Genomic DNA, 13,498 nt, shown 5'->3' with positions numbered 1-13,498 from the left:
GGTGTGAAATCCAAGTAAATTTGACATTGTGACGGTGGAAAACCGAGTCGATCGCCGCGCGGTCCCTGTCCACGATGACCTTGACGCAGGTCACCGTGTGTCCGGCGCGGCGGACTCACACTTCGGATGCGTCGTTCGCAGCTTTTCCACGATGTTTCCCGCCCGCCGGTTCGGCGGCGGCGCGCTGGCCGTGTACCTCGACGGTCAACCCGTCGTCGACGTGTGGACCGGCTGGTCCGATCGCGGTGGCCACCGGCCGTGGTCGGCCGACAGCGCACCGATGGTGTTCTCGGCGACCAAAGGCATGGCCGCCACCGTCATCCACCGCCTCGCCGACCGCGGGCTGATCGACTACGAGGCCCCCGTCGCCGAGTACTGGCCGGAGTTCGGCGCCAACGGCAAGGGCAACCTCACCGTGCGCGACGTGATGCGGCACGCCGCCGGCTTGTCGGGACTGCGGGGCGCCAGCAGTGAAGACTTGCTCGACCACGTCGTGATGGAGGAACGGCTGGCCGCGGCGTCGCCGGGGCGGCTGCTGGGCAAGTCGGCGTACCACGCGCTGACCTTCGGCTGGCTGATGTCCGGCCTCGCCCGGGGCGTGACCGGAAAGGGCATGCGAGCCCTGATCCGCGAGGAGCTCGCCGAGCCACTGGGTACCGACGGGTTGTACCTGGGTCGCCCGCCGGCCGGGGCGCCGACGCGGGTGGCCGAGATCATCGCGCCGCAGAACCTGGTGCGGAACCCGGTCCTCAGCTTTGTGACGCGCAAGGTCGCCAACGAGCTGTCCGGCGGCTTCCGGTCCATGTACTTCCCGGGCATGGTCGCCGCGGTCCAGGGCGACACCCCCTTGCTGGACGCGGAGATCCCCGCGGCCAACGGGGTGGCGACGGCCCGCGGGCTGGCACGGATGTACGGCGCCATCGCGAACGGCGGCGAGGTCGACGGCATCCGGTTCCTGTCCCGCGAGTTGGTCGCCGGCCTGACCGGTCGGCGGAGCCTGCGTCCGGACCGAAACCTGTTCATGCCGCTGGCTTTCCACTTGGGCTACCACAGCCTGCCCATCGGCAACGTGATGCCCGGCTTCGGCCACGTCGGGCTGGGCGGTTCGCTCGGCTGGACCGACCCGTCGAGCGGCGTGGCCTTCTCGCTGGTGCACAACCGGCTGCTGACCCCGTTCGTGGCGACCGACCACGCCGCGTTCGTCGGCATCTATGCGCTGATCCGCAAGGCCGCCGAAAGGGCGCGCAAGCGCGGGTTCACGCCGGTGACCGAATACGGTGCGCCTTTCTTCGAGCCGGGAGCCGTCGCGGGCTGAGCGGGTGCCCGCCGTGCGGGCTATGTCATTTCTACGTGTTCCGGGGAGGGTATGACTCCCCTTGGGCTTCAAGGATTCCCGCGACCACGCGCCGCACCCGGCGCGGCCACGGGGCGAGAGTTCGGCGGCGATGGGTCGAAGGCGGCCCGAAGCCCTGAGGAAGCCGGAATAATGGGCGATGCCCTGATGCCGCCTGCGCGCACCCCGCCGAAAGGTTCGATCCACGATGAAAATCGACACCACGTCACAAGCATGACCGAAGCCCTCGGGATCGCGATGGTGAAGAACGAGGCCGATGTTATCGAGGCTTTCGTCCGACACAATTTGTGCTTCATGGATGCGCTGGCCATCGTCGACAACGATTCGGTCGACGACACCCGCCAAATCCTCGTCGAGCTGCAACGAGAGGGATTGCCCATAATTCTGTTCGACGATCCGATTGTGGGTCATTTCCAGGCGGAAATCGTCACCGGGGTGTACCGCAGGGTAGTGCCTAAATTCAGGCCCCTTTTTGTGTTCCTATTGGACGCCGACGAATTCATCGTCGCACCATCGCGGGATGCGCTATACGGGCAATTGCGCGCGATGCGCCCCGGTACTCAGGCCCAATATCGCTGGCGCACCTATATTCCGGCTCCTTCGGGTCCGGACGGCAATGCCTCGGATCCCCTAAGGAGTATCACTTACCGGAGGGCGGAGGAGCGCGCGTGGTGGAAACCGATCATCGTCACCAAGCCGAAAATGGATAAGAAGTTACGGATCAAGCAAGGCAACCACGGCGCCACCTACCGCGGTCGGTCGCTGCGCAAGGTGAAGTTGACCGACGTCACGATCGCCCACTTCCCGGTCCGCAGCGTCGACCAGTTCACCAGCAAGATCTTGGTCGGCTGGATCGCCAATCTGGAGCGGAATCGGTATCGGCTGGATTTCGCGCATGGGATTCACTGGAAGGTGGTATACGACCGCATCATTCGCGGACCATCGTTCAGCGCGGAGGATTTGACCCGCGAAGCGCTCAATTACGCGGACTTCTCCGGCACAGAATTGGCGTGGCCGGACGATGTCGTCTGCGACCCCGTTACCCCGGGTTACCAGGCATTGACGGCGCAACCGGCCATCAATTGCACGCCGCTGCAAAAGGTCGTGAGGTCGATTGACCGAATATTCAACCCGGCGGCCGACGTCTCCGGTTTGGCGTCCGACCTGAAGTTCCTGGACGGCCCGCGCGAGACAAAATCTGCCCGACGGCGCGTGAAGCGCCCGTCGGGGAAGGGTCGGCGGTCGAAGACCGCGTTATATGCGGATATACCGCCTTTTCGTTATCTGGCAGAGCGCTATTGCCCCGTATCGGTCCTGGCGATCGGTCGGGAGTCCGGGGCGTACTTGAAGTATTTCGCTTCTCATGGAGCGGAACGGATCACGGGCGTGGATGCCAGTGACCGGCCACCGGCCCACCTCGGAGCCGATGAGTATGTGCGAGCCAATGTGATGGAGCCGGTGGACCTGGGGGCGACTTTCGATCTGGTGATGTGTGTGCAGCCTTCGCAGCGACTTTCAGAGGCGTCGGAGTCAGCGTTCTTCGGGAACATCGTTCGGCATGCGAGTGGGCGCATTGTCTTCTCGGGCGCCGCGGGCCGGTCGGGGGTGGGCTACTTCAACGGGCGGCCGATGTCACACTGGCTCGACTTGTTCGCTTCGGCCGGATGGTACCCGTGTCTCTTCGATTCCTTGGCGATGCAATCGCTTTCGACCTTTCCCTGGTTTCGCAGCGGCCTCGTGGTACTCACGCGCGACAGCGCGGACGTCGACCTGGCACGCGAACGCCTCACCGAGCTCGAGCGGGAATCGCCGAAGCGAACGAAGGAACGACCGGCCGTGATCGCCCACTCTTTTTCAAAGGAAGAGGGTAAGTTGTTGGCTCACCGGGATTCTCGGGCCGTCGCCGCCGCTAACGTCTGGCTCCGCGCATTGATCTCGCGGATGTGGGGATGACTCGACCGTGTGTTGGGCGCCGGGGCCGTGCATTCGGCCGGCGGATACGTCGGGACCGCCCATAGTGTGAACGTGCCGCGACCCACCATGAAATACTCCGAGGGTGAGCCCACTGGCGATTGAGGTTGTTGGCCTCACGAAGACATTCGAGGGCAATGCCCCCGCACTGGACGGCCTGAATTTCTCCGTTCCGGCTGGGACGGTGTGCGGGCTGCTCGGTCACAACGGCGCAGGCAAGACGACCACGATCAACATCCTGTCGACGTTGATCCGCCCCACTTCGGGAAGGGCCCTCGTCAGCGGGTACGACGTCGTTCGCCAGGCGGGCCAAGTGCGTGCCAGCATCGGGATGGCCGGTCAGTTCACCGGGATGGATCCGTACCTGACGGGACGGGAGAACCTGGTGCTGTTCGGCAGGCTGCGCGGCCTGCGCCGCCAGCAAGCGAAGGCCCGCGCGGACGAGCTTCTCGACCAATTCGACCTCGTCGGGGCCGCCGATCGGCGGGTATCCACCTATTCGGGCGGAATGTGGCGGCGCGTCGACCTCGCGAGTGCACTGGTGGTCTTGCCCAAAGTGCTGTTTCTCGACGAACCCACCACCGGACTGGACCCCCGCAGCCGCCGTGCCATGTGGTCGTTGGTGAGTTCCTTGGCGCTGCAAGGCGTGACCGTGCTGCTGACCACGCAGTATCTGGAAGAGGCCGACGTGCTGAGCGATTCCATCGTGGTGATCGACCACGGGAAGGTGATCGCCAGCGGCACCGCGGAGGACCTCAAGCGCAGGGTGGGCGCCAGCTACTGCCAGGTGACCCCCGCGAATCCGACGGACCTGCCGAAGGTCGCCGCAGCTTTGGCGGGGCTCGAGGGGATCGACGTCGACACCGACATGAATTTCGTGTCGGTCCCCGCGCCCGAGGGGGTCGCAACACTGGGTGAGGTGTTTCGACGGGTCGATGCGATCGGCGTCGAACTCATCGACATTTCGCTGCGCAAGCCTTCGCTGGACGAGGCCTTTATGCGCCTCACCGAGCGGCCCGTCGCCCGACCATGACAGCGATGGGTGCCCTGACCGAACGCGCTCTGCTCGCCGCCGCGCGAGACGGCGGCCTGATGTTCGAGATTTTTTCACCCGTCGGCTATCTGGCCGGCTTTTCGCTGGCCCTGCACGGCCTGGTCGACACTGGGCACGTCAGCTATTCGCAGTACCTGGTCCCCGCGGTCGCCATTCAGGCAGTGGTCTTGGTTGCCATGCTCACCGCTGACCGAGCAGCTCGCGATCACCTCCACGGGCTGGGGGAGCGGTTGAAGACCTTGCCGATCGCTGCGGCAGTTCCGGTGAGTGCCCGCATAGTGGCGACCCTGGTCCGGGCCGCGCTTGCCCTTGCGGTCGCCATCGCCGCGGGCTACGCATTCGGATTCCGGATGACCGGCGGACTCCTGTACGCGGTGGTCTTCGTCGTCATCGCGCTGCTGCTGGGCCTGGCCGTGGCACTCGGCGCCGATGCGCTCGGATCAATGACAAGCAGCCCCCAAGGGACTAGCCACGTGCTGTTTGTCCCCCAGCTCCTGTTGTTCATGCTGTCCACCGGGATCGCCCCCGAGAGCACGTTCCCTGGGTGGCTGCGCCCGTTTGTACGCAATCAGCCGCTGTCAGTGGTCGCCGAGACGTTGCGCGGGCTGGGCTCGGGTTACGTGACGCTCAGTAATTTGGCGGCCAGCCTGGCTTGGTGCATGGGGATGGTCCTGGTCTTCGGCGCGATCACGCTGCGGCTGCAGAGGCGGAGCTGATGATGACCGAAGCCCGGCTGCCAACCTCGCTGGTCACCCAGAGCTGGGTCCAAGCCGGTCGCCTTCTCACCGAGTGGAGGCGTGAGCGCGCGGTGCTGGTGGGGTCTCTGATCGTCCCGGTCTGCCTGTTACTCGTCTACGTCGTGGTGCTGGACGAGCGCGTGCACAAACTCACCGGGGTCGAGAGCGTTTACGCTTTGGTCCCGGTGTGTTCGGTGCTGTCCGGGGTGTTCGGCGCCCTCAGCACTTCGCTCGGAATTGCGATGGAGCGCGATTCTGGACTGCTGAGCCGGATGTGGGTGCTGCCGGTACACCGGGCAAGCGCACTCACCGGACGGTTGACGGCCGAGGCGGCGCGTGCCCTGATCGGAACCGCATTGATCACGGCGCTTGGAGTCGCGATGGGACTGCGGTTCACACACGGCTGGGCCACCGTCCTCGTGTACGTCCTGATTCCCCCTATCGTGGTGGTCGGGTTCACGACGCTGGTTATGGCAATTGCGATCCGCACCAACGGCGTCTCCCTCATGACGTGGCTGGCGGCCGGGACCCTCGCGCTGGCGTTCCTCAACCCAGGGACTACGCCAATCGCGTTGTACCCGGACTGGCTTCGGCCGTTTGTTCGCATGCAACCGATGTCGCCGCCGATCGAGGCGATGTGGGGACTGGCACACGGCGGTCCGCTGCTGTGGCCCCTCGCGTTGACTGCCATGTGGGCGATCGGACTGTTCGCGGTCTTTATCCCGGTCGCAGTCCGCGGTTACCGCAGCGCCGCCGAGTCGAGTGCTTAAGCTGTTCGCTTGACGCTCAATGCGCCAGGCCTCGGCTGAGGCGCGGGCCTCGCTGCTGTGTAGACCCTCGTCGCCCGCATTAGACGACGTTGGCATTTTTGCGCCGGCCTTCGTCCGTCCGGTGGTGGTCACCTCGGTGGGATTCGAGACCGACGATTGGGTGTCCAGGCATCGACTCAGCCATACGCGGCAGGGCCCGCTTCGCTATCGACATCTCGAGGACCGGGCAGGTGGCTACCACACCAAGGCGAAAGCGTGATTGTGTTCTCGGAGTAGCAGTCGAGTTCGTCTCTCTGGGACGGCGGGGCGAGCATGTAACCCCTCGAGACTGATAATCGCGGCAGCCAGGACCGGCCTTTCCTGCTTTCCGGACGGTGTCATCGAGATTTTCGAGCTGCAGGCTGTTCCCCTGTCTGAGCACGCATCAAGCTCTGGGCTCGTGATGCCGAAAGCGACTGCAAGGCCTGCAAGTAACGTACTATCGCCCTACCACCTCGTCATGGAGACGATCGTGATTCAAGCACCATGTGACGGGTAGTGATCTGCACGCGAGGCAAAGGGGAGCCCTTTATGCATGCGCCGCCAACTGCGACGATGGAATGCCGATTGTGCGGCGAGCCCGCCGCGATTGAGTTCCTCAATCTGGGTGAGCAGCCGCTCGCAAACAAATATCCCACCGCGGCCGAGTTTGCTGCAGAAGATTTTTTCCCCTTGCAGGTCTTTTTCTGTCCATCGTGCAAGAACGTCCAACTCGGCCGCGGTGGGATATTTGTTTGCGAGCGGCTGCTCACCCAGATTGAGGAACTCAATCGCGGCGGGCTCGCCGCACAATCGGCATTCCATCGTCGCAATTGGCGTCGGCCCGTTTTGTCGTTGACGTGGGCTCAAACGACGGAATTCTTCTCAGACCGCTGCAGCAGCTGGGGGTCAAAGCGCTCGGCGTCGAGCCTTCTATCAACGTATCGAAGATCGCTAATGATCAGGGCTTGGAGACACTTACGTCCTTCTTCGACCTTCCGACCGCCGAGCGGATCGAAGAGTCGTACGGGAGAGCGGATGTCATCGTCGCCAGCAGCGTCTTCACCCACCTCGAGAATCCGGCCGGGTTCATCGAGGCGGTGAAACGACTCTTGACGGAAGACGGCACCTTCATCGTCGAGGTTGAATATATTGGCGCTATTCTCACTACTACGCAATTCGAGCGTTTCTATTTGGATCGAATTTTCTATTATTCTCTCACATCGCTCGCGAAGTTGTTCGCCGGGCACGACATGTTTATCTCCGACGTGCGAGAGATAGCGCCGCACGGCGGCTCTTTGCAAGTATTCGTGCAACGAGCGGGCCAGCAATCCTCCTCCGACGCGACACGCCAGCTCCTTGCGCGTGAGGAAAAGGATCTGACGATCGACACCCTGCGTGAGTTCCGGCGCAATGTCGATCTTCAAGTATCCGCTTTCAAGGCTCGACTGGAGGAGTACAGACAAGCCGGTTTGCGAGTTGCCGGTTACGGTTCGCCAGCGCGCGTGGCAACGATATGCAACTACGGTCGAATCGGCCCCAGTGAAATACCGTTCACGGTCGATGACAGCCCGTTGAAGCAGAACAAATTCACCCCCGGCACACATATCCCGATCGTTCCCAAAAGCTATCTGGATGAACACAAGCCTGATGTGCTGGTTGTCTTCGCATATGAGTATTTCGACGACATCAAGAAGAAGACTGACGGAGCCTACCGCTACCTGAAGCCCATTCCGCCCACAGAGCTGGTGTAACAGAAAGATATTTCGCATGGCCGAACATTTCATTCTCCGCCGCGATACCGAGGCGATCGTCCGGGGGATTGGGGACGATGCTCATATGCTTTCGGGAAAGACTGTCCTGTTGAGTGGAGGCGCGGGCTTCCTTGGCAAGCACTTTCTGAGAGTATTCAAACGGCTCAACGACACGATCTTGGAACGGCCCGTCCGGGTCCTCTCAGTCGATAACTTCATCACGGGCGATCCGAGCACCTCGGAACGGGACGAGAATATCGCCGAGGTGTGGGCAGACGTGACTTATCCGCTGCCCGTGCGCGAAGACATCCACTACATCATGCATGCGGCTGGGCTGGCATCGCCCGTCTATTACATGAAGTATCCGCTGGAAACCATCGAAAGCGCGGTCTCGGGCATCAAGAACCTCCTGGAGCTGGGTCGTCGTAACCCGTCTCTGGAGGGCTTCTTGTTTTTTAGTTCCAGCGAAATCTACGGCGACCCCGATCCGCGATTTGTCCCAACTCCCGAGACTTACCACGGCCACGTATCAAGCGTTGGCCCCCGGGCATGCTATGACGAGTCGAAACGATTGGCGGAAACGATCGCCACGATCTACCACCAGAAGTATGACTTGCCGGTAACAATCGTGCGGCCGTTCAACGTGTTTGGTCCCGGGATGAAGCACAACGATCGGCGCGTCGTCCCTATGTTCACTTATCGGGCCCTGACCGGGGAGCCGATTCCCGTGCACGGAGACGGGCTTCAGACACGAACATTTTGCTACACGACGGACGCGATCACCGGATTCTTGAAGGTGCTTCTGAGGGGCCGCGCCGGTGAGCCCTACAACATCGGGAATTCCGCAAACGAAATCTCCATGCTCGAACTGGCCGAGTTATACGCAAAACTCGTTCCGGGTGCGACATTTCAACATATCGACTATCCGGACACCTACCCGGCGGGAGAACCCCAGCGGCGCTGCCCGGATCTCTCCAAGGCGACCGAGGAGCTCGAGTATCAGCCCGAGGTCGACGTTCAGGACGGGCTGGCACGGTTCATCGACTGGGCCAAAGACCAGGAGTCTTACCGGAAGGGTGTATGCGACTCGCTGTAATCGGTCGGGGAAAGTGGGGCATCAACCTTGTCCGCACATTGTCGACGATGCGCGATGTCCAGCTTATCGATGAATCGAAGGACTTTGACATCATCGTTAGCCAACGACCGGTCGGAGTCCTGATCGCGACACCCTCCTCGACACATGCGGAGGTTGCGATCCCGTTTATCGAAGCGGGCGTGCCAACGTTCATCGAAAAACCATTGGCGACAACGGTGAACGATGCCGTCCGCGTCCGCGAAGCGGCGTTAGCTTCTGATGTGCCCGTTGTAGTTGGGCACGTGCAGCTGTACAACCCGGCTTTTCAGGCTGCGAAAAATCTCCTGGCTGATGTCGGACCAATCCAGGCGGTGTCCTGGGAGGGGATGAATGATCATCCACGAACCGATTCGTCGGTGCTTTGGGACTGGCTTCCTCACGGTATCTCGATGGCCCGGTCGCTCTTCGGTGCTAATCCGGGTTTCGTCCAGGCTCGAGGCATCGGCGCAGCGCCGGGGTTCCAGGCCGTAATCGCAAGATTTGAGATCTCGGGCGTCCCGTTCGTTGCTAGCGCCAGTTGGATGTCGCCGCGCAAGCGTCATCGCATGACGATTCTTGGCAAAGAGGGCTCGCTAACCTTCGACGACACTGCGGTGCGCAAGCTTTGGGTCAGTGCCTGCGGGCGTACGTCGTTCCCCGAATATGGTGGAGAACTTCCGTTGACGCGCGAGCTCGGAGCGTTCATCGACGCACTGCGCGCCGGGAAGCCGGATGCAGCTCAGCTCGAAACTGAAGTCGCGATCGTGCGGGCGATCGCCGCCGCCGAAGAATCTGCTTGCAATGCTGGTCAGTTGGTCGCGATCGACGACTTTCGGTCGTAATTGTCATGCGGACATCCCTGGGATAGTGGGCTGAGAACATCTTGTGAACTTTTCGAGAGATGAGTGCAAACAGGAGCGTCTAGGAATCACTTGGCATTCCGACGCGCGAATCGCGTATGAACCTCAAGCGCATACGGCAATATGGGCCTCGACGGTTCAGCGCATGGAGGGGGGCGATGGTGAAGATTTCGGTATTTGGGTCGGGCTACGTCGGCCTCGTCACGGGGGCCTGCCTTGCAGACAGCGGCAACGATGTCCTCTGCGTCGATATCGATAAGGCCAAGATCGACCTGCTCCTCGCCGGAGGAGTACCGATCTATGAGCCTGGCTTAGAGGAGCTGATCGCCGGGGACCGAGAGAACGGGTTCATTGACTTCACCACCGACAAGCGACGCGGCGTCGAGCACGGAGACGTTATTTTCATCGCCGTCCCCACTCCGATGTCCGAGAGCGGTGCTGCCGACCTAACCCACGTCTACTCTGTCGCTGCGGACATCGGGACGCACATGGACCGCTATAAGGTTGTCATCGACAAGTCGACAGTTCCGGTCGGCACCGCCGACGTGGTTCGATCGATCATCAGCAAGAAGACCGAGCATGATTTCGACGTTGTCTCCAACCCGGAATTCTTGAAGCAGGGCAAGGCGATTGCTGACTTTATGCACCCCGACCGGATCGTGGTGGGAACGGACTCGCAGCGAGCGCTCGACATCATGCGTGAGCTTTATGGGCCCTTCTTACGCACCTTTCACCCGCTGATCGCCATCGACGTCAGAAGCGCCGAGATGTCGAAATACGCGGCGAACTGCTTCCTCGCGACGAAGATTTCCTTCATCAACGAGATCTCGAACCTTTGCGATAAGGCCGGCGCGGACATTTCGGCGGTGCGCGAGGCCATCGGGGCAGACAACCGCATCGGCTACGAATTCTTGTTCCCCGGGATCGGTTACGGCGGGTCCTGTTTACCCAAAGATGTTCGTGCTCTGCTCAATACCGCCAACCTCTTGGGCTCGTACATGCACCTGCTGAACGCTGTCGAGCACGTAAACGAAGAACAGAAGTCCGTGCTCGTGTCCAAGATCGTCACCCGTTTTGCGGCCGAGTCGCCGACAAGGGATTTGCAAGGTCTGCGAATCGCGTTGTGGGGTCTCAGCTTCAAACCGCAAACGGACGACGTGCGTGCCGCTCCCTCCCTGGTCGTCGCCCGGCGGCTCGTCGAATTAGGAGCCACCGTAAGAGCTTTCGATCCCGAAGCAACAAAGCAGGCGAAGATGTCGCTCGGTAGTTTGATCGGATACGCCGGCAATATGTATGACGCCGTTGAGGGCGCGGATGCGTTGCTACTGCTCACCGAGTGGAAACAGTTTCAACGGCCGTCTTGGCAGCGCATCAAGTCGGCTATGCGCCAGCACGTCGTGTTCGATGGCCGGAACATCTACGATCCTGAGCGTTTGCGGGCCGAGGGCTTCGAGTACTACGGCGTGGGCAGGATTACACCAAATTCACGACTAAGGAGAACGATTAAGTGAGAGCCATCGATACTCCGCGGAGTCTTCGTAGCGCGCTCGTGAGGCCCGAATGGTGACAACGACGCCCCCGATCATCTTCATCATCTTCAACCGACCGGACAGCACCAGGCAGGTTCTTGAGACGATCCGGGCCGCAAGGCCGAGCACGCTTCTCGTCGTTGCGGACGGACCCCGCACGGATGTGCCGGGAGAGCCTGAGAAGTGTGCAGCGGCGCGCGCGGTGATCGACGAGGTGGACTGGGAGTGCGAAATCCGGACCAATTACTCGGAGATCAATCTGGGCTGCCGGCTTCGTTGCTCGTCCGGGATCAGCTGGGCCTTCGAAATAGTCGAGAAGGCGATAATCATCGAGGACGACTGCATGCCCTCCCCCTCGTTCTTCACGTATTGCGCTGAGCTTCTCGATCGCTACGAAAATGATGATCGCGTCATGATGATCTCCGGCGACAACCATCTTTTTGGACGCGCCGAGACGGCGGATAGCTACTACTTCACGAGATTTGCGCACTTGTGGGGGTGGGCCACTTGGCGGCGCGCATGGGCGAAGTACGACATCAACATGACAAACTGGCCGGAGATCAGAGATCGGGGACTTTTCGACCAGTACTTTCGGAAGCCGAACGAGCGCTTCTACTGGGAGTCTGTCCTCCAAGCCGCATACGATGGCAAAGTCGATACGTGGGACTTCCAGTGGATCTACAGCATATGGTCCAACTCGGCTCTTTGCGTCGCTCCGGCCCGAAACCTGGTCCGGAACATCGGGTTTCACGCGGGAGCAACGCATACTACAAAAGATACTGCATACTCGTCCTTGCGCGCTGAAGAGCTGGATCTGCCTCTAAATCACCCAGCGACAGTTCTGGCAAGCTATGACAAGGATGAGCTGGAAGCGAGGGTGAGGGTTGGTCATGACAAGGGCTTACCGTACCCGTTGAACAAGTACGCCACCTCCGCCGTCCATAGACTCGCGCGGCTGCGTAAGTCTCTGGTAGAACGGTGATTTCAACTGTGACGGCGGTAACGGTCGCATCTGCACCGAATGCAACCATCCGTTTCGGCTCTTATATTAGCTTCGGGCCAACGTATACCGACTGACGCTTCCGACTTTCAGTTCCACCCTGGGACCGTTGGCTTGTCGATCCATGGCGTGCCATCGCACTCCAATGCTGCGATGTCCGCGTCCACCATGATCCGCGCCAGTTCGGCGGTGTGTATCGACGCCTTCCAGCCGAGCGTCTGGGACGCTTTGTTGGTGTCGCCGATTAGCGAGTCCACTTCTGTGGGGCGCAGATAGCGCTCGTCAAATTTCACGTGCTTTTGCCAGTCGAGGCCAGCGTGGTCGAAGGCAGTCTGGGCGAACTCGCGCACGCTATAACCGCGCCCGGTCGCGAGAACAAAGTCTTCGGGTTCGTGAGCCTGGAGCATGCGCCACATTCCTTCGACGTATTCGGGCGCGTACCCCCAGTCGCGGACGGCATCGAGGTTACCCAAATAAACGTCCGACTCGATGCCGGCTTTGATGCGCGCTACTGATCGCGTGATCTTTCGAGTTACAAAAGTCTCGCCGCGTCGTGGCGACTCGTGATTGAACAAGATGCCATTCACGGCGAACAGCCCGTACGCTTCTCGATAATTGCGCGTCGCCCAGTACGCGTAGACTTTTGCCGCGCCGTATGGGGAGCGCGGATAAAACGGAGTCTGCTCGTTTTGGGGTGGCGGCGAGGCGCCGAACATCTCCGAAGACGACGCCTGGTAAAAGCGGCAATGCACCCGGGAAAGGCGGACGGCTTCAAGCAACCGGATCGATCCCATGCCGGTGGTGTCGCCGGTGTACACCGGTTCGTCGAAACTGACCCGCACATGTGACTGCGCGGCAAGGTTATACACCTCGTCGGGTTCGATGGTGCTTAGTAGGGTAACCAAGCGCGTTCCATCGAGCAGGTCGCCGTAGTGCAGGAACAACCGTGCACCTGGATGGTGTGGATCAACATAAAGATGATCGATGCGTCGCCTGTTGAATGTCGATGTTCGACGAACCAGCCCGTGGACTTCGTATCCCTTCCTCAGCAGCAGCTCGGCGAGGTACGACCCATCCTGTCCGGTAATTCCAGTTATGAACGCTCGCTTCACAGAAGTCCTGCTCTAAAGTGAATGCTGGTCATCGCATCCAGGTACCCTAACATCGCGGCCGTGTTACTCCTTGCTGTGTAATATCTCGGAGCATCGCGTCTCTTCATCGTAGTTGGTGGGCGCAAGAGGGGTTGAGCAACAGGCTTGCTAGTCGGTTACATAACACACCGATCTGCGCGCGCATCTCATGATGCGGGTGCGTGTCAAAGTTGCAACCGAGCACCT

General features: G+C 61.1%; 11 protein-coding genes and 2 pseudogenes. 11 read left to right on the top strand and 2 right to left on the bottom strand.

Annotated elements, in window-relative coordinates; translation table 11 throughout:
• Positions 1–28 precede the first annotated feature (28 nt).
• From A5691_RS18760 to A5691_RS29170, 6 genes and pseudogenes are all read left to right on the top strand, one after another.
• Positions 29–1,315, top strand: coding sequence for a serine hydrolase domain-containing protein (locus tag A5691_RS18760; protein WP_068016897.1), 1,287 nt, complete (start codon positions 29–31; stop codon positions 1,313–1,315).
• Between the two features lie 171 nt (positions 1,316–1,486).
• Positions 1,487–3,307 carry a glycosyltransferase family 2 protein gene (locus A5691_RS18755; RefSeq protein WP_197694414.1) on the top strand — a complete coding sequence of 607 codons (1,821 nt, stop codon included), beginning with the start codon at positions 1,487–1,489 and terminating at the stop codon, positions 3,305–3,307.
• Positions 3,308–3,410: 103 nt separating this feature from the next.
• Positions 3,411–4,358: a daunorubicin/doxorubicin resistance ABC transporter ATP-binding protein DrrA gene (locus tag A5691_RS18750; RefSeq protein ID WP_068016892.1), complete on the top strand. Its 948-nt coding sequence runs from the start codon at positions 3,411–3,413 to the stop codon at positions 4,356–4,358.
• Positions 4,355–5,095 (top strand): ABC transporter permease, encoded by a 741-nt coding sequence (locus tag A5691_RS18745; RefSeq protein WP_068016889.1) that lies wholly within the window; start codon positions 4,355–4,357, stop codon positions 5,093–5,095. Before A5691_RS18750 ends, A5691_RS18745 begins: the two co-directional genes overlap by 4 nt.
• 2 nt (positions 5,096–5,097) lie before the next feature.
• Positions 5,098–5,886: an ABC transporter permease gene (locus A5691_RS18740; RefSeq protein ID WP_156675620.1), complete on the top strand. Its 789-nt coding sequence runs from the start codon at positions 5,098–5,100 to the stop codon at positions 5,884–5,886.
• Positions 5,887–6,456: 570 nt separating this feature from the next.
• Positions 6,457–6,579, top strand: a pseudogene (locus tag A5691_RS29170) (hypothetical protein); the annotation flags it as partial.
• 63 nt (positions 6,580–6,642) lie between these two features.
• Here A5691_RS29170 and A5691_RS29165 read toward each other — a convergent pair.
• A pseudogene (locus A5691_RS29165) lies at positions 6,643–6,729 on the bottom strand (hypothetical protein); the annotation flags it as partial.
• A 35-nt stretch (positions 6,730–6,764) separates the two neighbouring features.
• Between A5691_RS29165 and A5691_RS18735 the strand changes: the two are divergent.
• The 5 genes from A5691_RS18735 (at position 6,765) to A5691_RS18715 (ending at position 12,143) form a co-directional block, all read left to right on the top strand.
• Positions 6,765–7,658 (top strand): class I SAM-dependent methyltransferase, encoded by an 894-nt coding sequence (locus A5691_RS18735; RefSeq protein ID WP_197694412.1) that lies wholly within the window; start codon positions 6,765–6,767, stop codon positions 7,656–7,658.
• Positions 7,659–7,674: 16 nt separating this feature from the next.
• Entirely contained in the window at positions 7,675–8,754 is a 1,080-nt protein-coding gene (locus tag A5691_RS18730; protein ID WP_068016887.1) for an NAD-dependent epimerase/dehydratase family protein, read from the top strand.
• Positions 8,755–8,801: 47 nt separating this feature from the next.
• Positions 8,802–9,614, top strand: a complete 813-nt coding sequence (locus A5691_RS18725; RefSeq protein WP_068016885.1) for a Gfo/Idh/MocA family protein — start codon at positions 8,802–8,804, stop codon at positions 9,612–9,614.
• A gap of 176 nt (positions 9,615–9,790) precedes the next feature.
• Positions 9,791–11,143 (top strand): UDP-glucose/GDP-mannose dehydrogenase family protein, encoded by a 1,353-nt coding sequence (locus tag A5691_RS18720; RefSeq protein ID WP_197694411.1) that lies wholly within the window; start codon positions 9,791–9,793, stop codon positions 11,141–11,143.
• 52 nt (positions 11,144–11,195) lie between these two features.
• Positions 11,196–12,143: a methyltransferase type 11 gene (locus tag A5691_RS18715; protein WP_231982306.1), complete on the top strand. Its 948-nt coding sequence runs from the start codon at positions 11,196–11,198 to the stop codon at positions 12,141–12,143.
• A 107-nt stretch (positions 12,144–12,250) separates the two neighbouring features.
• Here the strand turns inward: A5691_RS18715 and gmd are convergent, their stop codons facing one another.
• Positions 12,251–13,273, bottom strand: coding sequence for a GDP-mannose 4,6-dehydratase (gene gmd, locus A5691_RS18710; protein ID WP_068016882.1), 1,023 nt, complete (start codon positions 13,271–13,273; stop codon positions 12,251–12,253).
• Positions 13,274–13,498 lie beyond the last annotated feature (225 nt).

This window comes from Mycobacterium sp. E183, assembly GCF_001667735.1.
Classification (GTDB): Bacteria; Actinomycetota; Actinomycetes; order Mycobacteriales; family Mycobacteriaceae; genus Mycobacterium.
Note: the sequence above shows the minus strand (reverse complement) of the source record. Positions and strands in the feature narration are given on the sequence as shown.

Coding starts and splice junctions, on each gene's coding strand:
- A5691_RS18725 (WP_068016885.1), top strand. CDS start 8,802: ATGCGCGATGTCCAGCTTATCGATGAATCGAAGGACTTTGACATCATC.
- A5691_RS18755 (WP_197694414.1), top strand. CDS start 1,487: ATGGGCGATGCCCTGATGCCGCCTGCGCGCACCCCGCCGAAAGGTTCG.
- A5691_RS18730 (WP_068016887.1), top strand. CDS start 7,675: ATGGCCGAACATTTCATTCTCCGCCGCGATACCGAGGCGATCGTCCGG.
- A5691_RS18720 (WP_197694411.1), top strand. CDS start 9,791: ATGGTGAAGATTTCGGTATTTGGGTCGGGCTACGTCGGCCTCGTCACG.
- A5691_RS18740 (WP_156675620.1), top strand. CDS start 5,098: ATGACCGAAGCCCGGCTGCCAACCTCGCTGGTCACCCAGAGCTGGGTC.
- A5691_RS18745 (WP_068016889.1), top strand. CDS start 4,355: ATGACAGCGATGGGTGCCCTGACCGAACGCGCTCTGCTCGCCGCCGCG.